Raw genomic sequence first — 20,242 nt, forward strand, 5'->3', positions numbered from 1 at the left:
TAAGATAACCTCGCCGCTTGTCTGGACATAATCCCCGTCTACCTTAACGGTCTTGCCGTTTATATCTATGGCGCTGTTAACCGGAATGCTTAGATTCCCTTTTATATCCATGTCATGCAATAGCTTGAAGCTTTCATTTGTAGTTAAGTCTCCGGGCCAGACGCCACCTGTTACGGTCGCTTCTTCTCCTGCCGGGGTGAGCCTTCCTGTGAAGTTGTCAGTAGTAAATTTAATGTTTCCCACAAACTGGGCAACCGTTGCAAAATCTACATTGCCTGTACTTTTTACATCTATATTGTTAAACCTGGATTGATTGACCAAGCCGCTTCCCATATCCACCACTTGTTCCCCATCACCGGAGAAGACCACCAAGTGGTTTCCCGTTGCCTGGAAGTTTGTGTAGGCACCGTAAGTTACTCTTCTTTGGGTGAAGTTTCCCTTAAACTCAATGACCCCATCTGTCAACCTGTCAACATGAGCGGCAGTGCTTCTTACGTAAAAGTCCCCGCCTACGAATATCATGTCACTTTCGTGGTTCATATTCAGCGTTGCACTTCCCCAAAGGTTATAGTCTGCCTCCACTAAGACATTTCCTCTGCCAACGATAATATGCCCCTCCTGATCTAAGTTGCCCTTTACCTGTAGGGTATGGCCATTTAGATTCACTGTTTTGCCTGAGTTTATCTTTAAATTTCCGTCGACTACCATATCGCTTGCAAGAACAATATCGTCATCAATTGTATGGGCATACTCCGTTGCTGATGCTAGAGTAAAAATATTTATGCTTAAAAAAGCACACACAATTACAAACACAAAAAACATCCAGATTTTCTTTTGTCCAAAAGAAATCATTCGCTATCCCGCCTTTCTTTATTCATTTAAACCTCTCGTTAGTCCCAGGACTAATTTTATTTCAATTTTCAAAAGATTCCTTCACTCAAAACGTGTAGTTAAGCCGATATAAAACTAAACACCCACCCTTAAAGGGTAGGTTTTTGTTTACTTAGGATGACAATAGGGTAGTAAAAGAAGGAGAAGTATATTTAGAGGAGGTTATTTTTTATGAAAAAAGTTTTAATTCCGATTGATGGATCCGAATTTTCCAGCCTTGCTATCGAAAAAGGAAAAGAAATTGCCAAATTTTTTGGAAGCAAGATCATTTTACTTCACGTAAGAGACTTAAATTTTTCAAATTACCCTTCCGACCCCTCAGTATTCCACGATATAACTGCTACTATTGAAAATATCTTGGCAGAAGGCGACAAAGAAAGTGCCATCTTATTGGAGGAGTCCAAGAAAAAATTCGAAGACATGTTCGACATGGTAGAAACGGTTTCCCTTAAAGGAAATGTCGCTTCATCCATAGTCGACTATGCCGAAGAAAATGACGTAGACCTAGTCGTTCTTGGTTCCAATGGACTTGGCGCAAAAGGAATACGGGGAGCTCTCCTAGGGAGCGTAGCTAACAAAGTGATCCACCAGGTCACTAAACCCGTTCTCCTTGTTAAATGACAGATTTAAAGCTCCGGCCACGGCCGGAGCTTTATTTAATGGATTAATGTTTACAGAGAATATCTCTTCTGCTTGATTATAACCAGCGCTATCGCCAAGAACGCAACCGCAAAGGCCAGCTGGACCAGCATTCCATAAATTATAGTCTCTAGAGATGAGCCCACAGCTCCATTCATTCCTCCTATAGTGTCATTTACCCTTACGTACCAGAAGATTGGATTGAACGTACCCATAATTTTTAGTTGGTCGCTAAGAAGAGCTTGCGGTACGAATGATCCTCCTAAAAAGGACAATCCCAGGGAAAACACATTTCCTAATGGGTCTATTGAATTTTTAGTTGCAAAGCTTGATACAAAGAAGCTTATGCTCAGACAAAGCACCGTCAGCACGAAGGAGTTTAGCACAAACAGCATCGATCCTGGCTGACTTATTGAATTTCCGTTTATGACAAAGGCCATAACAGCAAATATAATCCATATCACAAGAGCTATAAGCAGGTTGCTTAAGATCAACTGGTAGTTATAGCGCTTAGTGCTGATGGGAGCACAGTAGTTGCGCATTTTTATCTCTTTGTTGTTGAATATCAACATTATCCGCCCGACCATTGAGATCAGCATCGCTATCATTATGTAGGATAAAAAGTTGAAGTAAAGATTCAGCCCGGACATGCTGTCACCTGTTGCGCTGTCCAGGAAAGAAACGTCGGCCTCCACCGAAATGTCGCTGGCTATGCGCTGATTTATTTCTTCGATAGGCATATTGGGATATGCCATCATATAAAGCCTGGCAGTATTTAAGTAGCTTTCAATTATGGTTTTTGCATACTGGGCGCTTGTTGAATCCGGCACTGACAATGTGCTGATTTTTTGATATCCCTCTGAGGCAAAACCCTCTTGGAACCCTTCAGGTATAGTTACAATAAACTCTGTATCTCTAAAAAACAGCGCATCTTTGATGCTGTCCTCGTCGCTATCTATTTCTACAGGCCTTGCTACGCTTTTAAGATAATCTTCAAGGCCGTTAGCCAGGACTGTTCTGTCCTCATTTATTATCGAGACCCGTACCTTCGATATTTGAAAGGCGTCTTCTACCTGGGTCCCGGCGCTTCCAGAAAAAAACATCATCAGCCCAACAAAGATTATAGTGTATATAATGAAAACTGCCAGAAATTTTCTAGGAACAATCTTATAAAACAGTTTAAATACTTGCATATTTCTGCCTCCTTAATACCAATATGCTGATAGCACAATATACTACTCCCCAAAATGCCAACAATCCTATATTAAAATAGTACCTTTCGAATGTATCGTAATAGTAAAGCGCATACAATCCGTCGGTTATCAGATTCGCAGGATTTATATATCCGATGATAGGCGCATTTTGCTGGACGATATATTTCATTTGAAGGACCATAAGTCCGGAAAAAAAGCACATTATGACTACTATGTTTGATATGAGCATGTCCTTGATATCTGACTTGAATTTGGTAAATGCCCCAAACAGTGTACCAAACATCGTTCCGGTAAAACATCCTACCAGGCACAAAGCTACTATGTGAAGAATCTTGTCTCCAAACTCCACCTTAAGTATTTGGGTAATGTAGGCGATGAGTATCATGGCCGATGACATCTGAAACAATATAGTCGCAGCAGTCATGGAGACAAAAGCTTTTAGCTTGTGGGTAGGCGCAATATTTATCCTGGCCGCCACCGGAGACTGGTTAGCCTGAATAAGCGCCGTACTGTAACAGCCTGCAATTGCAGAGAACAGGCAAGTCATGGCCAATAGAGCATAAAAGTATATCACTATAGGATTCATCGAATTATTTACAGGCGTTTTTTCCAAGTGCCCTTCGCTATAAGCGATGTTTTCTAAAAAATCTGTCTGCAATATTTCCGGATTCCCTTCTATTATTGTGTAAATAGTCGTGGAGACTTGCAGGTAGTTGTCTAAAAAAACTTTGGATATTGATTGGTTTATCCCGGAGTTAAGTATCTTCATCTCAAGCCCGCCGTCATTTTTTATATAACCTGAGATGCTGTTTTCTGAGAGCTGTTCCTTGGCCTGATTTTCTGTCAGGTAATATATCTGGAAAAGCCCGCTATCTTTCATGGCATCTTCTAGGCCCATGGGCATCTCATTTTCTGTCGTCAATGCGATGTTTACTTTTTGAAACCCTTCTCCGGTTGTTAAGTTTTGAAAAGCCAGGTTGAAAAAAGTAGCTAATATTATGGGAAAGAACAGCATCCAAAACAGTGCCATCTTGTCTTTTACCATGGATCTAAAGCTGTATTTGAATATGTGAAATGACATATCGCACCTCCTTAATCTCTAAGTTCCTTGCCGGTTATTTCTAAGAATACGTCATTTAATGTGGGCAGCTCTGAGTATATCTTTCCGTAGCTGATATCATAATCTGCAATGAAGCTCATCAGGTTCACCAGGTTGCTGACGCCATTTTTTTGTCTGACAGTCAGCACGTTGTCTCTAAGCTCTGCGTCTATAACGTTTGGCATTTCATTTATCATATGCAGATGTTCATCACTTAAATTGAAGGTTTCCACCACAATCTTTTCTCCAAGGGATATCATGGATTTTACTTCTTCCTTGGTTCCGGCAGCGATTATCTTTCCCTTATCTAATATGACCAGTCTTGAACAAAGCTGCTCTATTTCCTCCATGTAGTGGGATGTATAAATTATCGTCGCGCCTTGAGCATTCAGTTTTTTTATGCCTTCCAGGATGTTGTTCCTGCTTTGAGGATCTACTGCTACTGTAGGCTCATCCAGTATTATAAGCTTAGGCTTGTGAGCTATTCCGCAAGCGATGTTTAGCCTTCTTAGGAGTCCGCCGCTGAGCTTTTTGGGTCTGAACTTGACAAAGTCTTTTAGCCCAACAGCTTCGATCGCTTCTTCAACCAGCTCTTTTCGCTTGTTCTTATCCGTTATATATAAGCCGCAAAAATAATCGATATTTTCATAGACGTTTAGTTCATCAAAAACCGCTACGTTTTGCATCACGATTCCTATGTCTCGTTTTATGTCGTAGGCTGATGGAGTCATCTCCTTGCCAAATACCTCTATAGTCCCCTTGTCGTATTTAAGAAGAGACAAAAGGCAGTTTATCGCAGTCGTCTTGCCGGAGCCGTTTGGCCCCAATAAACCGAAAATCTCTCCTTCTTCGATTTCAATATTCAAATGGTCCAAAGCGATGAGGTCTCCATATCTTTTTACCAGGTTTTCAATTTTAACTATCATCATTTATCAATCCTTTCCTTTCTTTATAGTCTTATTGTAGCCTAAGATATAAACAAAAGGCAGTGTCAACTGTCATCAATAGAACATGACAATTGTCATATTCAATTTCATAACCAAATCTGCTATGCTATAATTAAAACAAATCATTCTAGTGGAGCGTGCCATGGGTAATATTTTAAACAAACTGATAATATTTATAGGCTCGGCAGGGATGCTTCTGCTGGAGCATGATCCATACGAGGCCATCATAGCCATTTCCATAGCAATCGCCGCCAGCGGGCTAATGGAGTATTTCAACAACGAAAAATTATCAAAGCTGCTGTTTGTGGCCTATGCGTTATTATCTGCAGCGTTTCTGCAGTTCGTATTTTTCTTGCCCCTTATGGCCTACGACCTTTTTAAGACCGAAGGCCAAACCCTTACCCTAATGGCCCTTATTCCATATGCCCTGCATTTTAATAGCCTTTCATCTTCATCGGTCTATACGCTTATTATCGTGTTTATAATCGTCTTTCTTTTGAAAGCGCGAGCCATAAACGAGAATAATCTAAGGCAAGACTATATAGACCAAAGGGATTACCTGACTGAAGTTTCCTTGTCTCTTGAGGAAAAAATCAACGAGCTGGTCATTAAGCAGGATATAGATGTAAATTTCGCTACTCTTAACGAGAGAAACAGAATTGCCCGGGAAATACACGACAACGTGGGGCATCTTCTCTCCAGCTCTATACTTCAAATCGGGGCTATCATGGCTGTCAGCAAAGAGGAAAATACCATCAAAAGCCTTGAAGCAGTCAAGGACACCTTAAATGCAGGGATGAATTCCATCCGAGACAGCGTTCATAACCTGCACGATAATTCCATTGACCTCTACGCAGAAATAGATAGGATAATAAAAAACTTCACCTATTGCAAGGTGAAGCTAAGCTACGATATCACCGGAGATATGCCGGCAAAGGCAAAATACTCGATCATCGCCATAATCAAGGAGGCACTTTCAAATGTCATGAAGCATTCAGATGGTGACTTTGTCTCCATCAGCCTATATGAACATCCAAAGCTGTTTCAGCTTATTATATACGATAACGGAAGCAAGAAATCAGATCTTGGAGCTGCTACAGGCATGGGCATAGAAAGCATAAAGCAAAGGGTTTCGTCGCTAGATGGAATCATAAACTTCGATCAGTCAAAAGGTTTTAAGATATTTATTTCGTTTATGAAATCTTAGATTCAACTCAAACAGGGGGGCATATTATGAATATAATCATAGTTGATGACGATAAGCTCGTCTCATCATCTCTAAAGACTATTATAGAATCGAATGAAAATTTCAATGTTTTGGCAACAGCCGATTGCGGAGAGGATGCTATAGCTCTTTATGATATCCATCATCCTGACATCCTATTGATGGACATCAGGATGGGAGAAATGAGCGGACTGGAAGCTGCTGAAAAGATACTTAAAGCTTATCCTAAGGCAAAAATCCTTTTCTTGACCACTTTTGCAGATGACGAGTACATAATAAAAGCTCTAAAGATTGGCGCTAAGGGCTATCTTTTAAAGCAGCACTACAACAGCATAATCCCCGCCCTTAGCTCCGTCTATTCGGGACAGAATGTCTTTGGAGAGGAGATCACAAGCAAGCTGCCTTCAGTGATGTCCAACAACCATAAAAAATGCAATTACAGTGATCACGGCATCTTAGACAAGGAATATGAAATAATAACCTTGGTGTCAAAGGGCCTGTCCAACAAGGAAATAGCAAAAGAGCTATTCTTAAGCGAAGGTACCGTCAGGAATTATATAAGCATTATCCTTGAAAAACTTAAGCTCCGAGACAGAACCCAGCTGGCTATATTTTACTTTAATCATTTGGCGTAAAGTCTTTGCAGCTGAGAGTATAAACTTTTGAGTCAAGATGAGTCAAAAGGGACACTTCTCAATCAAAAGGGACACTTCTCAATTATGCTGATGTGGATATTGCCAATTAGTTGGGAAGTGTCCCCTTTTATTAAGAATAAAGCCCACCACAATATGATGAGCTAAATTGATTTAATGAATTGAAAGCTTCGCTGCATGGGAAAAAGGAATGATGCAATTCCTTTCTGTACATTTGTAGGCATCTTCATCGTGCATTTTGTCTATGGTCTCTTGGGCGTTTAAATGGCCAACCTCAGCAATGACTGTATCCAAAATTTCAATTTCTTCAGGAGTTAATTCTTTAATATGAAAACCTTCAACTGGATGAAACTTATAACCCATACGATCGAAATCATACAGAACCGTTTCAAATTCGATGCCATCCAAATCTAAAATTTGTTCATATCCTTCCGGCACTGCACCCATAGGCAAAGCACTATACACTAAGCCGGTGATAGATCTTCCTCTTCTTTTGTAGCTTACATTATCTCCATACCACAGCATCTTCATTAACTTAACTTTGTGGAGGCTAGAAACTTTCAAAGCATAATAATTGATGATTTCAATCACCTTATTCAAATTCAGCTCTACTCCGCCTGTTATGATGTCATCACCAAAATTTGCATAAAGCGCTTGAATCGAATCCATTAAATAACGGTTTTTCATTCTTCTGAATTCTGAGCTTGCGGCTTTATGATATTTTTTATAAGCTTTATCGGAGATTTCCCCTTTAGCTCTAGTTAACATTTGAAGGAACCATTTAGGGTCAGAATCGATTTTTCTTAGTACATCGTCATGAGCACGATCCTGTATTTGATGGTTTTCATATCTTGTAATTGTAGCTCTCCCCCAATCCAAGATTTCTGAAAAATCCTTTTGACTTACTTCAAACTTATCTCTGATGGCAATGATTTCTTTAGAAGTTAATAGACCTACTTTTTTTCTATAAACATCTTTCATTGCCAGGCTATTTGACTTGATCATATCTTCTGTTTCAAGATATTCATCTGCATGAGCACAATACTCATATATTGCATCAAAGGACACTTCCTCACCTTTGAACTCTTCTGTATCCTCTATGATAACGGTTTGCACTTCATGCTCTTCCATACAGATGAGGCATAATTTCTTTTCATTTTTAATTGTTTTCATTTTTTTCACCTCAAACTTTCTTATATGGAAAGCTACTTCCTTTGAAATCCCACTCTGAGTAATGGAATGACATGACCATTATAAAATTGTTTCCACTGGCCATTGTGCTTACCAGCTCCACTCGTATCTTAATGTACACGTCATCTCCAGAATATTGTTTCCCAAAGACTCGCATGTCACTCCGTTTAGGAAATCTTGTGTCCTTCACTGTTTCAATATATTCCTCGACTGTAAGAAGTGACAGCTCTCTTTTTAATGCTTCTACCTCATCTTCATCTGGAAACAATTGTCCCATCGTATATCTATTTGTATATTTCTTATTACGACCCTGATCAACATTTCTGTCTTTTTGAAAGTTAATTGTCACAGATTCGCTCTGAATTGCGTATATTAGCCTATCTAAATAGGTTTGTACTTCAATTTTAGATTCTTTCCTTTTCTTCTCTATCGTCTGGCTCATCTTTATTATAACACTCCCCATGGGTATGGTCAATATTTTTGGTATCATTTGATACCACAAGCTATTCTATACAATCTCTTAACTTATATTGTAGAGCAAGTATAGAGACAGTTCTCAAATATACAACCATTATTCCATTTATTCGCTTAATTTACAACATATTATTTACTCCACTAAACTTCTTGTTGCATCCATTCTATAAATATGTAATAACGTTTTAAGAACACCTGTTCTTTCATTCCCTCGAAAGGAGTGTTTTCTTTGCCTCGCATAGCCCGTATCAAAGACCCGGAAACCATCCACCATGTTATGTGCCGTTCAATTAGCAGTTAACAGGAACACTTCTCAACTATGCTGATGTGGATATTGCCAATTAGTTGGGAAGTGTCCCCTTTTATTCTTTACATTTCATTTTTACTGCCTGTTTATAACCCATCATGCTTAATTATTAATCATGCTGCCTAAGATTAAGGATGCTTTTACGCACCCTTAGCATCAGTTTTTACGGATAGTTGGGAAGTATCCCCTTTTATTCCCTAGATACTCTAACCATGATCTCATTACGCCTGAACATGGGTGGAATAAATGGTGGGTTATAGAATGCCAGCATGAAATTAGACTCTTTTCGATAACCCTGAGCATCCACCCAAGCCATCAAATTGTCCATCATCTTTTGTTCCTTCGCTTTCCCTGAAGTGCCACTATATCTTATAACTGCAAAAGAACCTTTTTCAAACTTCTTGATACTAAGCAAAGGATTATTTGGCTTGGGAATCTTGTCCCAATGAGCACTGGGCACCACAAAAGCCATCTTCTGTCCTTTACTGGTGACTTCTTCAAACACCGGTATAGTCATCTTGATCTTGGCTTGATCCTGATTGTCTTGACTGATGTAACTAAACAAGGTACCAAACCCATTGTCACTGTACTGATCCATCTTGTTATCATATTCTACAATGTAGAAATCAGAATACTCACGAATCTCGAATTCATTCTCTTTGGAGATCAACTTATAGTCAGGTGTTTCATATGCGCCCATATGCCATCACTTCTTTCCTTGGTTCATATATATTTGAACTGATGCTGGGATGATTAACGCTAAAAACGCATGTATCTTTGTCTTTAAAATCAATAAAATTAGCAGGGCAATACCTAATACTAACCCAAAAATCATTTGACCTCCTGAAACTGCTAAGTCCATTTTAAATTCCCTTTCTTATTTGAAAACGTTTTCTATTTTGTGAGAAGCTTAGGAGGTCTTACACCCCCAAAGCCTAATCATGATACTATTTTCTAAAATGAGGCCCATACTTTGCTGCTACTTTGATTGCCTCAATCATACTTGCAGCACTCACCTTGCCTGTTCCAGCTATATCAAAGGCTGTACCATGATCTACAGAGGTTCTTAAAAACGGCATGTTATTAGTCAGAGATATTGTTCTTTCAAAATCAACCATCTTTGTTGCAATATGTCCCTGATCATGGTATAGAGACAAGACTGCATCATAACTGCCCTTTAATCCAAAGTGAAAAACAGAATCAGCAGGCACTGGTCCCACAACATTAAACCCTCTTTTCTGTGCTTCTTCAATGGCCGGTTGAATTTCGTCAACTTCTTCTCGTCCAAAAAGTCCATGTTCACCACTATGGGGATTCAATCCAGCAATGGCTAGTTTTCCCCCTTTGATTCCTAGTCTTTCTAATGCTACATGGCATCTTTCGATATACTCCAGTACCCGTTCCTTTGTGACCATATCACAGGCTTTCTTGAGAGAGACGTGACGAGATAAGAAAAATACCCTTAAGTTAAATACTTCGAACATTGTTAATGGATCATGTGTATTTGTTAAATCTGCCAGCATCTCAGTATGTCCAATGTAATTGATTTCTCCCGCCTTTAGTGCTTCTTTGTTAATAGGTGTTGTGGCAAGTACATCTATTTTTCCAGCTGATGCCAGTTCTACAGAATGCTTAATATAATCAAATGCAGCCCTACCCGCCATGGCTTGCACCTTACCAAATTCCAGCTTTTCTATATCTACATTGTTCAGATCTATTAAATTAAGAATTCCTGCCTTGTACTCCCCCTCTTCAACATCTTGTATGACATTAATCTGTAAATCAATGTTGCATATCTCCATAGCTTGTTTGATCGTTTCCTTATCACCTATCACGACGACTTTCGAATTCTGGTGAATTTCTTTGACCGTTAAAGCCTTTACTATAATTTCGGGACCGACTCCCGCTGGATCACCCATTGGTATTCCTACAACTGCTCGTTTCATTTATAAAACCCCTTCCCTTTAGTCAATATTTATATGATATTCATTTGAACTAGAATCGGTACAGTTCTCAAACACACCCTTATTATCCCATTTATTCACTCTGATTACAACATATCATTTACTCTGATAAACTTCTACAATCCTCCATACCGGTGGACTGGTTTTGTTGCGATCATTTCATTTTTACTGCCTGCTTTTAACCCATCATGCTTAATTATTAATCATGTTATCCAAGGCTAAGGATGCTTTTACGCACCCTTAGCATCAGTTTTGACGTATAGCTGGGAAGTGTCCCCTTTTATCCCTTTTTTTATCCCTTCAATCCAACGCACTGAGCAACTCACTGAAGACCAGCTAGCTAAAGTTCGGAAGAAATTGATGGATAAGCATCTCAAATACGAGGTGCTTTTTTATGATTAATCCGCAATTACCCCAAAAATGATGGCAATTAACCCAAAATCGAATGCCCTCTCGGATTTATGCTAAAATTAAAACGAAATGGATAGTAATGATGATCTTATCTCAATTTATAAAGCAATGACATTAGGAGGCGGAAAAAAGATGAAAAAACGAATTATTAGCATTATTCTAGTATTAAGTATGATTACGGCAATGCTACCGGTAGGGGGTATATTAACAAGTGCTTCTCCTGCAAATGGACTACAAACTTCAGGAGGAACGACCAGCTACAATAAAAATGGTGAGGAGGTAATTATTGATTCTAATCTTACAATCGAGAGTATTAGTGAAAATATTTCCGGAGCGAATGTTATGATCCGTGATGTTCAAGATGGTGATCGCTTGCATTTCTCAAATGCATACGGAATTACCGGTACTTACTCTTCTGTTACCGGGATTTTGAGTTTAAGTGGAACAACAACACCGGCGAATTATCAAGCTGCTTTACGGAGTGTAGCTTTCTCTACAACTTCCAATAAAGAAAACCGTACCATCGACTTTGTGTTGGGGAGCAGCTTATATTTTGAAGGACATTTTTATGAGTATATAAATCATGGAAGCAGAATTACATGGACTGATGCTAAAAATGCAGCAGAAAGGCGAAGCTTTTTTGGAAGAGAAGGATATCTTGTGACGATCACAAACGCTGAAGAAAATGAATTTGTTCGTAGTAAGACAGAGGCTCTTGGATGGATTGGCGCACAAGATATTAACCATCCTAATGGTGATTGGAGATGGGTCACCGGACCGGAAGGGACGGAGGATAATGGGAAAGGATTGAAGTTTTGGTCGGGATATGATAATAGTGCTAATCGAGGGCGACTTCCAAATAGTGCTTATAATAATAGCTATAGTAACTGGGCTACCGGAGAACCAAATAATTGGAATGGTATCGAAGATGTAGCACACATATTTGGAAAAGGAAATAATCATGGGAAATGGAATGATTATGCAAAGGATAATACATCGGTTACTAGCTATATTGTTGAGTATGGAGGAATGCCAAACGATATCCCAATTAGCATTCAAGCTTCTAAAGAAATCATAATAACCACTATATATACCCCGTCTTTATCAATTTCGATAACACCAACATCCGCCGAACATCCGGCTGATGTAACCTTGACTGCAACCTTGACAGGAGCCGATAGGCTTTCTGGCAAATTGATAAAATTTTATAATGGTGATACCTTACTTGGCTGGGCCAACACCGATGCAAGCGGAGAAGCTACCTATACTGTAAATAGTCCTAGTGCTGCTACCTATAACTATAGAGCAGTTTTTGATAAAGATGAAAATAACGAGTCTGTATCCTCATCTGTTTCTAGCTTTACGGTTTCAAAAGGAACACAATCGGAGGTAACTTTTGACGATACCAATGATATAGAAAAAACTTATGGGGATTCTTCCTTCACCTTACCTGCTGTTTCCGGTGGTTCCGGAACAGGAAATTATAACTACCGCAGCAGTAATAGTGATACTGTTACCGTATCGGGCAATGAAGTAACGATTACCGGTGCAGGGGAAGCTATTGTTTATGTAAAAAGACTAGGCGATAATAATTTTAATGACTCAGACGAAGCTTCGGTAAAAATAATTGTTTCTCAAAAACCTGTAACGATAACAGGAATAAGTGCAAGCTACAAAGAATACGATGGGGAAGATACTGCAACAATAATTAATGATAGCGCATCCATTAGTGGGGTTATAAACGGGGATGCAGTCAGTATTGATGGTTCAAATGCAACAGCAACCTTTTCAAATGCAGATGCAGGAACTGCTAAGGTAGTGATTTTTGAAGGTTTCGCATTATCTGGTAATCACGCTGGGAACTATACACTTACAGCTCAGCCTGCAAGTACAACCGCGAATATTACACCAAGAAAAGTAACCGTCAGCGGAATCACTGGATTGGACAAAACCTATGATGGAAATAAGACAGCGACACTAGATTTCACAGAGATAATTTTTGATCGTTTGCTTGAAAATGATTCCCTTTCCATAACAGCAACAGGAACCTATACAAGCAAAAATGTTCAAAGCGATGCGATACAGATCGATCTTTCAGGATTTCAACTAAGTGGAACAAGCGTAGAAAATTATGAGCTTGCCACAACAGGGCAACAAACAACCACCTCCGCAAAAATCACACCTGCAACCATAACAGTGACACCTGAGAGCGGGCAATCTAAATTTTATGGACAAAGTGATCCACCACTGACCTATTCAGCAAAGGGTGCCGTTGGAACCGAAACGCCTGCATTCACAGGAAATCTTGCTCGTGATCCAGGTGAGAGTATTGCAAATGATTATACAATCAAATTAGGAACACTTAAACTTGATAACAATGAACCATTGATCGCATCAAATTATCAGCTTGAATTTGATTCACAAAAAGACTTTGAAATAAAAGAATATACGACTACTGCTGTGGCTACAGCAACACCAGATGGTGAAAACGATTGGTTTACTACTACACCTATTTTAAGTGCACCGGATGGATATCATATCAGCATCAGTAATACCGTAACAGATAACACTTGGGCGGATACGATCACCCTTGACGATAATGACGGTATAGAAAAATCAGCAACATACTATTTACGAAGGAATACCGGTAACGATAGCGAGGCAATTTCTACGAGCAAAACATTTAATTATAAAGTTGATCTAACCGATCCAGCTGATCTAAAAGCGACGTACGGTTCCAGCACATTGTTTAAGTTTTTAAACACAGTAACTTTTGGATTGTTCTTTAATGAAACAACAACAGTTACTCTGGAAGCAACTGATGCAACCAGCGGTGTTAATCATTTCGATGTGTCCTTTAACGGAACACCATCAAAAGAGAGTATCCGGGTAAATAAATCCGGTGAGAGCTTTACTTTCAATATAGCTCCACAGTTTGTTGGTAACTTTACTGTCACTGCAACCGATATGTCAGGGAATGTAAGCGATTCGATCAGTTTTGAATACATGGCGGTTGATAATGCCGCACCAACTACACCTCGGGTATCAGCGACTTCAAACAACGGCTCACATACAACAGGCACCTGGAGCGCAAGTGACATTCTAGCCACCGTCTCAAGCAGTAAGGCGGATAGTGGCATTGCAAAATATCAGTATTCCAATGATAATGGAGTTAACTGGTTTGATATGAACACAACAGACAAGACCGATGCAACTTACTCAACTCCATATAATGCAATAGAAGCATCATTAACCGTAAGTGACAATCAAAATGAAACATATCAATTCAGAGCGATTTCCAATAGCGGATTACAAAGTAGTGTTCAAGACTTCGCAATAAAGCTTGACACGATGACACCGCAAATATCAGTAGTTCCATATAAAAGCGGAGATTGGACTAATGAAAATGTAACCTTTACCCTTGGAAACGACACTGCACAGTTATCAGGAACAAGTTATCAGGTTAGCAAAGGAAGTAATGACTATGTAGATATAACAACTCTTGGAGAGGCTTGGGATGCATCATCAAGTACACTGACTATTTCTACCGATACGGATACAACCTATCAGTTTAAGGCGATTTCGGGAGCAGGACTTTCCAATGAGAGTGTTGTATACGATGTAAAGGTAGATAAAACAGTGCCTGTGATAAGCACACCAACGGGTATGCCTGAAAACTGGATAAGGGAACAGCAGATAATGACCTTTACCGTATCTGAAAATGGAAGCGGAATAGCAAGTGTGACTGTTAAAAATGGCGAGACGGAAATCACTTCAATAGAGGGTGATACGGTAAATGACATAACCACCTATACCTTTGAGACCACAGGTAATGGAAACTACACCATTGATGCAGTTGATAACGCATCTAATACTGCGGAAAGAAAGACCATATCCATATCAAAAATTGATACCGATCTACCGGTTATCGAAAGTGTAACCGGAAATGCTACCGCATGGCAAAACACGGACGTCACCCTGACAGTAACTGCCAGTGATAGTGGAAGTGGCCTTGCTGAAGCTGCCTATAGCTTTGACGGCGGAGCAACCTGGCAGACAGAGGATACGAAAGTATACAATGAAAATCAGACAATCGAAGCAGAAACGATCAGAATAAGAGATACAGCCGGGAATATCCAAAGTTATTCCTCAGAGATTATTATTACAAAAATTGACAAAACAAATCCAGAAGACCCGTCGATTAGGCTCAACGGAAATGATCCGGACACAGGCTGGTATAAGGAATACCCGGTAATCGAAATCACACCGGCGGACCATATTGAAGGAACTTCTCCGGAAACCACGTACTACAAGCTATGGAACACCTCAGCGGAAGTTGATAATTCTGAGCCGAATAGTGGTACAAAGCTTATTGCTCAACCGACGATCGATCATGATGGGGTCTGGAAGTTAAAGACATGGACTTCGGATGAGGTCGGGAACACATCAACCCCAGTCACAATCACAATACAAGTTGATCGAAGGGCACCGGATGGGGACATCAAAATCAATGAGAATTCCGTAAAAACCTTCATTAACACGATCACATTCGGATTGTTTTTCAATAAAAATGTGGATATAACAATTAGTGCCAGCGATTCTACGAGTGATGTTGCAAAGGTAGAATATTATAAATCCACGGATATACTAGATGAACAAGAGGTACAAGACATAACTTCATGGGTAAAGTACAAGTATAAGATTACGGAAACCGCTGTGGATTCAGCAAGGTTTATCTATTATGTAAGGATTACAGACCATGCAAATAATGTGACGTATTTTGCTTCCAACGGTGCCATATTTGATACCATAAAGCCTGTGATTGAGGGAATAACAACGGGAGCCGTTTATTATGTGGATCAGGTAGTTACTGTGACAGATGTTAATCCGGATACTGTTACTCTAAACGGCGACGCATTTAAAAGCGGTCAAAAGATTACAGGAAATATAGATAAAACTTATAACTTTGAGGCAACGGACAAAGCAGGCAACAGGACCACCGTGACGGTAACAATGAAACCAATTCAAAACCTTGCTGCGGCTATAGATTCGCTTTCAGTCAACAACGTCGTGTCAAGTGACAAGATGGCAATCGAAGCTGTACGGTCCAATGTAAAATCCCTTTTACCAACAACGGACAACGGCGCTTCCCAGGCACAGATTGATAAGTTGCATAGTATCATTGCAAAGTGTAATGCTCTACTAACCAAGATTCAAGAGACCGGCGATAAAATGTCGGAAGTGTATACCAAAACAAATGGACTCACAATAGACAATGTAAAAAGCAGTGACAAAGGAGAACTTGAGAGCGCACTTTCAATCGTTAAGAATTTGCTTGGGACAAACAATTTGACAGCCAGTGAAAAATTGGCAATGGAGCAGAAGAAAATCGATATCGAGAATTCTCTAGACAGAATTCTTGAGGTGGAAAATGCAGTGATCAAGGCATGTGATCCCGTGAAAGATATTACTGAAGGGAATGTTAGAAAAATAGATAAACCTGCACTTGAACAAGCAATGGATGATCTGCAGAAGATTCTTGACAAGAGGACTAGTAATTTAACGGATGCAGAAATTCAGGAAATAAAGGATCAAATGAATTCCATCACAACCATCATCAAAGTCCTCGACGAAGTTGCAAAGGTTGAAGTGCTGATCGATAATCTTCCAAATTCAAATGCGGTTTCAAAAGCGGATGCGGATGCAATTTTTAAAGCCTATGACGCTTATGAAAGGCTAACCGGGCATCAAAAAGAACTTGTGAATTCCACTTTTAAATTAAAACTGGATAAAGTCATAGAGGCTTTGAAAAAAGAGCTCTTATACGATGCACCAACCCAAACAAGAGTGGAAGGAATAAATGGAACAGTCTTTGATTTAAGAACCAAGCTAGTTGTAAGGTCTGTTATGGATACACTTGATTTAGCCATAATGCAAAAATTCGCCTTAAGTGTAGAGGGTGTAGCTGAAGGGCAGGAAATTGTAGATCTTTATGACATTAAACTTATGCTTGAGGGCCAATCGATTCAACCTGAGGGCATGATTAAAATCACGCTGACATTGACCGATGAGCAGGCAAACTTTACAAATCTACAAATTGTACACATTGCAGAAGACGGAACCATTACAATTATTCCTAGTACAGTAAGTGGCAAGACCATATCATTTATCATCGACCACTTAAGCTATTATGGAATTATTGGGACCCCAGCTAAAGATCCTGTTCCAAAAGAGAAGGATTTGGTTGACATTCCCCGCACCGGAGAGGTCGACACCGGCAGATTCCTACTTTTGGGCTTACTATCCATCGCTTTGGGTGGTGCAGTACTGAAAAAGAAAGCATCTGAAAACCGCCGGAAGAGTTAAAAGTCAGACTTTGTCTGGAAAGATTGATCAATGATAAAACCGCTTAAAGGTATCGCGATTTTACGATCCTGCCGGCGGTTTTTCTATTCGAAATTTTATCCGCGGGGAATCGCGTTTTTTCATTTCATTCGGTTATTGATTATTATTAGACGAAAAGATATAATTAGAAAAACGCAATGCCTACAGGATACTGGCTCGAAAGGAAGGTGATTTGGTGATTAAAATTGCAATCTGTGACGACGAATTACATGAATGTGAGCGAGTGCATGACTTTCTTAATGCATACCTTCGGGAGAACCCTCGATATGAAACAACAATTGTGACCTTCTCGGCACCCTTAGAGCTCTTATCCCATGTGGCGGAGCGCGGAGGATTTGATCTCTATATCCTGGATGTCTATATGGCCGGAATGCTTGGTACCAAAGCTGCACGGGAGCTTCGAAAGCTTGATGACAAAGGGGAAATCATTTTTCTTACAAGCTCCAGGGATCATGCCCTTGATGCCTTTGAAGTGGATGCTTCCCAATATCTGATTAAGCCTTACACGGAAAGCGCTTTTTATTCAGCGTTGGACAAGGTTCTAAGACGATTGAAGGTAGAACGGCGTCACATCATTACACTGAAAACTTCTGGGGGGATTGTGCGACTTTATTCAAGAAATATTATATTTACTGAAACCGGACGAAATAATTATCAGGTTATCCATACGATTCAAGGGGAAAAAGTCGAGGTGAGGATGACCGCTTCTGAGCTTTTCGAAATGCTGGCTCAGACAAAAAATTTTGTGAGATGCGGTGTATCAATCAACTTGAATTTGAAGTATGTAAGGCAGGTCAAGAAGAAGGAAATTATCCTGGATTTCGGAGAACATTTGGCCTATCCCTATCGGTCCTATCCGATGCTTAAAGAGAAGTTTCTGCAATATCAAATGTCTTCCGGGGATGAATAGCTGCAATGTTCACTGAAATCATGGCAATTACCCCAAATGTAAGAGCAGGGATCTTTTTCGTGATAGAATAAAAACAAAAAAAGGAGGGAGATAAGAGTGTATTATATTCTGGTATTTCTGTCATTTTTGCAGTCTGTGATCGGGTTTACACTGTTGTCATCCTCCGTGATGAAGTTTCGGGAACCTGTCAAAACGAGAATAGCAGCAGGGTTCATTGTCATGTTCTTTGGGATCAGCCTTCTTTCTTATACACTGTATAGGTGGGGTCCTGACTCGATAAATCGTGTTGCAATCCTTGTGATTCTGGCGATCCAGCTTTCATGGTATCTGATTTCCTCGAAGGATCGTTTTTTCGTATCCCTCTTTAGCTTTCTGACCTTTGTCAACATCTATGTATCCATCAGCTATATCAGTGATAATTTGTCTATGGATTTTGACGGAAGTGCTTTTGTCAGTGCCCGGATCCTTATCCGCACGGTGATCTATCTGATCATTCTTCCTTTGCTGTTCAAATATATGCGTCCCCATTTTCGTATGCTTGTGGAGACCTTGGATAAAGAGTGGCGGGTGGCCGTGTTGGTTCCTTTCATGTTTTTAATTATGCAGATTACGGTGCTGTATTATCCGGAGCCTTATTGGTATTGGGAGAGCGGCGACTGGTCCAGATATATTTCTGTGACGATGTACATGCTGTTTGGAGCTGTATACTACCTCTTGTTTTTTCAGGCGAATGCAATTGTGGAAAAATATAAACTGGAAAAGCGGCAGCTGCTGATGGCTCAGCAAGAGAAATTGTGGGAATCGGAGCTGATTCGTCAAAAAGCCACATCGGAGTTGGCATTTCAACAAAAACATGATCTGCGTCATCATAATTCCGTTATTATGGGACTGCTTAAATGTGGTGATGTGGACAGCCTGAAGAACTATCTTACAAGTATCGATGCATTTTTGGAGTCCCATTTTTCCAATATGTTTTGTTTAAATCCTATTGTAAACAGTATTATCAACCTCTATGCCGGGAGAGCGGAGGAGGAAAACATAAAAACCGAATTTGATGTAAGCGTGCCTGATGGGATCGGAATTGATCACATCGATCTTACCTGTGTTCTTGGGAATACTTTGGAAAATGCCCTCGAGGGGTGCTTGCGTTTGCCGGAAGAAATTGAAAAGAAAATAAGCGTCACGATGAAATATGTGGACCATCGGTTACGGGTCCGGGTGGAGAACACCTGCCGAAGAGATATCCTCTTTGACGACGAGCTGCCGGTCACACAAAAACCGGGGGGCGGAACGGGGACAAAAAGTATTCTCTACACTGCGGAAAGGTATGATGGCACGGCAGGCTTTTCCGTGATAGAGGGAAAGTTCATCACCCAAATTGTACTCAATGCCCGCTGAACCATTACTGTTAAATACAAGGAAAAACGACTGTCAGTCACCACTGACAGTCGCTTTTTTAAGTCAACTCACATCTCAAACACACCCTTATCATCCCATTTACTAGCTTAAATTTCAATATATTATTTACCTCACTAAACTTCTCCTTGCATCCATGCTATAAATATGTAATAATATTTTTAAGAACATATGTTCGTAACTTTCTCTTGAAAGGAGTGTTTTCTTTGCCACGCATAGCCCGTATCAAAGACCCGGAAACCATACACCATGTTATGTGCCGCTCGATTAGTGAGCTTACCCTGTTTAAAAACTACAAGGACAAGGTGAAATACTTAGAGCTTCTGGCTCTTTACTGCGAGAAATTCCAGTGCAGCATACTTTCATACTGCCTTATGGATACCCATGTCCACATACAGCTAGACCCTAGGGGATCTGACATGTCCAAGTTCATGCACGGGGTCAATCTTTGCTATGCCCAGTATTACAACAAAAAGTACAGAAGGCACGGTCATGT

16 protein-coding genes are annotated in these 20,242 nt (G+C 40.0%); 7 read left to right on the forward strand and 9 right to left on the reverse strand.

Going from position 1 to position 20,242, the window contains the following annotated elements:
- Positions 1-852: hypothetical protein (locus tag BUB93_RS10730; RefSeq protein WP_073272053.1), on the reverse strand; the 852-nt coding region annotated here is incomplete at its 3' end.
- 210 nt (positions 853-1,062) lie between these two features.
- Here BUB93_RS10730 and BUB93_RS10735 point away from each other — a divergent pair.
- Positions 1,063-1,512, forward strand: coding sequence for a universal stress protein (locus tag BUB93_RS10735; RefSeq protein ID WP_073272056.1), 450 nt, complete (start codon positions 1,063-1,065; stop codon positions 1,510-1,512).
- Between the two features lie 50 nt (positions 1,513-1,562).
- Here the strand turns inward: BUB93_RS10735 and BUB93_RS10740 are convergent, their stop codons facing one another.
- From BUB93_RS10740 to BUB93_RS10750, 3 genes are read right to left on the reverse strand one after another with little or no spacing between them, the layout of a single operon-like run.
- The gene (locus BUB93_RS10740; RefSeq protein WP_073272060.1) at positions 1,563-2,723 is read right to left on the reverse strand and encodes an ABC transporter permease; all 1,161 of its coding nucleotides are present in this window, start codon (positions 2,721-2,723) and stop codon (positions 1,563-1,565) included.
- Positions 2,710-3,825 (reverse strand): ABC transporter permease, encoded by a 1,116-nt coding sequence (locus tag BUB93_RS10745; protein WP_073272062.1) that lies wholly within the window; start codon positions 3,823-3,825, stop codon positions 2,710-2,712. Before BUB93_RS10745 ends, BUB93_RS10740 begins: the two co-directional genes overlap by 14 nt.
- A gap of 11 nt (positions 3,826-3,836) precedes the next feature.
- The gene (locus tag BUB93_RS10750; RefSeq protein ID WP_200789514.1) at positions 3,837-4,769 is read right to left on the reverse strand and encodes an ABC transporter ATP-binding protein; all 933 of its coding nucleotides are present in this window, start codon (positions 4,767-4,769) and stop codon (positions 3,837-3,839) included.
- 163 nt (positions 4,770-4,932) lie between these two features.
- Here BUB93_RS10750 and BUB93_RS10755 point away from each other — a divergent pair, with 163 nt between their 5' ends.
- Positions 4,933-5,997, forward strand: coding sequence for a sensor histidine kinase (locus BUB93_RS10755; protein ID WP_073272066.1), 1,065 nt, complete (start codon positions 4,933-4,935; stop codon positions 5,995-5,997).
- 26 nt (positions 5,998-6,023) lie between these two features.
- Entirely contained in the window at positions 6,024-6,650 is a 627-nt protein-coding gene (locus BUB93_RS10760; protein WP_073272069.1) for a response regulator, read from the forward strand.
- 171 nt (positions 6,651-6,821) lie between these two features.
- On the opposite strand, the gene BUB93_RS10765 is transcribed toward BUB93_RS10760, so the two are convergent.
- From BUB93_RS10765 to pdxA, 5 genes are all read right to left on the reverse strand, one after another.
- Positions 6,822-7,841 (reverse strand): type II TA system antitoxin MqsA family protein, encoded by a 1,020-nt coding sequence (locus BUB93_RS10765; protein WP_073272072.1) that lies wholly within the window; start codon positions 7,839-7,841, stop codon positions 6,822-6,824.
- Between the two features lie 10 nt (positions 7,842-7,851).
- Positions 7,852-8,301 (reverse strand): hypothetical protein, encoded by a 450-nt coding sequence (locus BUB93_RS10770; RefSeq protein WP_073272093.1) that lies wholly within the window; start codon positions 8,299-8,301, stop codon positions 7,852-7,854.
- 529 nt (positions 8,302-8,830) lie between these two features.
- Entirely contained in the window at positions 8,831-9,340 is a 510-nt protein-coding gene (locus tag BUB93_RS10775) for an SOUL family heme-binding protein (RefSeq protein WP_073272074.1), read from the reverse strand.
- Between the two features lie 6 nt (positions 9,341-9,346).
- Entirely contained in the window at positions 9,347-9,502 is a 156-nt protein-coding gene (locus BUB93_RS11350) for a GntT/GntP/DsdX family permease (RefSeq protein ID WP_143159102.1), read from the reverse strand.
- A gap of 85 nt (positions 9,503-9,587) precedes the next feature.
- On the reverse strand, positions 9,588-10,586 hold the full coding sequence (gene pdxA, locus BUB93_RS10780; RefSeq protein ID WP_073272077.1) for a 4-hydroxythreonine-4-phosphate dehydrogenase PdxA: 999 nt from the start codon (positions 10,584-10,586) through the stop codon (positions 9,588-9,590).
- A 561-nt stretch (positions 10,587-11,147) separates the two neighbouring features.
- Between pdxA and BUB93_RS10785 the strand changes: the two genes are divergently transcribed.
- The 4 genes from BUB93_RS10785 to BUB93_RS10800 form a co-directional block, all read left to right on the forward strand.
- Positions 11,148-17,381, forward strand: coding sequence for a YDG domain-containing protein (locus BUB93_RS10785; protein ID WP_073272080.1), 6,234 nt, complete (start codon positions 11,148-11,150; stop codon positions 17,379-17,381).
- 214 nt (positions 17,382-17,595) lie between these two features.
- Positions 17,596-18,330: a LytR/AlgR family response regulator transcription factor gene (locus BUB93_RS10790; RefSeq protein WP_073272083.1), complete on the forward strand. Its 735-nt coding sequence runs from the start codon at positions 17,596-17,598 to the stop codon at positions 18,328-18,330.
- Between the two features lie 96 nt (positions 18,331-18,426).
- Positions 18,427-19,728 carry a sensor histidine kinase gene (locus BUB93_RS10795; protein WP_073272085.1) on the forward strand — a complete coding sequence of 434 codons (1,302 nt, stop codon included), beginning with the start codon at positions 18,427-18,429 and terminating at the stop codon, positions 19,726-19,728.
- Positions 19,729-19,952: 224 nt separating this feature from the next.
- A partial coding sequence (locus BUB93_RS10800; RefSeq protein ID WP_200789512.1) for a transposase occupies positions 19,953-20,242 on the forward strand: 290 nt, incomplete at its 3' end.

This window comes from Alkalibacter saccharofermentans DSM 14828 (assembly GCF_900128885.1).
Lineage (GTDB): Bacteria > Bacillota > Clostridia > Eubacteriales > Alkalibacteraceae > Alkalibacter > Alkalibacter saccharofermentans.